Genomic DNA, 1219 nt, shown 5'->3' on the forward strand with positions numbered 1-1219 from the left:
ACCGAATAAACCATGATTACCTACTGTCCAAAATTCATTGTCCAAGCAGCCTAAAGAGAGACCTAAAACAATGGCTCAAAGCGGGCGTGCTAGATAACGGCGTTTTCGATGATACAGAAACAGGGACACCCCAAGGAGGGGTAATAAGTCCAATACTCGCCAACATCGCACTGTTGGGAATGGTTAGGTTCATAGAAACAATGTATCCCAAGAAAGCAAACAGAGCGCAGGCTACTGTTATAAGATACGCCGATGATTTTGTAGTGATATCCCCATCACTCGAAATCATTGAACAGTGCAAAACTGCTATTTCCGAATGGTTAAAACCTGTGGGACTAGAAATAAAACCTGAAAAGACCCGAATCTGTCACACGCTCAAACCCATTGAGTACAATGGCAAAACAGAGGAGCCAGGATTTGATTTTCTAGGATTCAACATTAGGCAATATCCTGTTGGGAAATATAAATCTGGGAAAATAGGGGGAAGGACAAGCCGATTAATCGGTCACAAAACCTGCATTAAACCCAGCAATAAAGCAGTTAAAGCCCACACAGAAGAGATTAAAGGTGCAATAAAACAACTTAAAACCGCACCCCAGTCAGCCCTGATTAGCAGACTAAACCCGATTATTCGAGGATGGTCAAACTATTATTCAGCGGTAGTCTCAACAGAGACCTTCAATAAACTGGACAACAAAGTTTGGTTAATGTTACGGGCATGGACAGTATCAAGATGCGGAAAGGCAAGCCACGATAAGCTAGGAAACTATTTCAGAAATGGAACGGTTAAACTTAGCAATGGGAAAGAAAGACATGAATCTTGGTTGTTCCAGACTAAGGATGGACTCACATTATGGCAACATAATTGGACTCCGATTGTCAGACATACCCTAGTGCGCCCTGACGCAACACCATACGACGGAAACTGGACTTACTGGGCAACCAGACGAGGACAGGCAATTGAAACGCCTAATAGGGTAGCAAAACTACTCAAAAAGCAAAAAGGTAGGTGTACTTGGTGTGGACAGTATTTCGCGCCATCGGATTTAGTTGAAGTAGACCACATTGTACCTCGAAACCTCGGTAGAAAGGATGAATACAAAAATCTTCAACTATTACATCGCCACACCCGCGATAATAAGACGGCACTAGACAACGCCAACGCATTAGGGGTCGAGAATGGAGTCGCCTCCATTCCCTCCCATTCAAAACCGTGCTT

General features: G+C 43.6%; 1 protein-coding gene. It reads left to right on the top strand.

Annotated features, from left to right (window positions below; all coding sequences use genetic code 11):
* Positions 1–1219: reverse transcriptase domain-containing protein (locus P5674_RS24915; RefSeq protein WP_315670408.1), on the top strand; the 1219-nt coding region annotated here is incomplete at both ends.

Source organism: Limnospira sp. PMC 289.06, from assembly GCF_032350395.1.
In the GTDB taxonomy this organism is placed as follows: Bacteria; Cyanobacteriota; Cyanobacteriia; order Cyanobacteriales; family Microcoleaceae; genus Limnospira; species Limnospira platensis.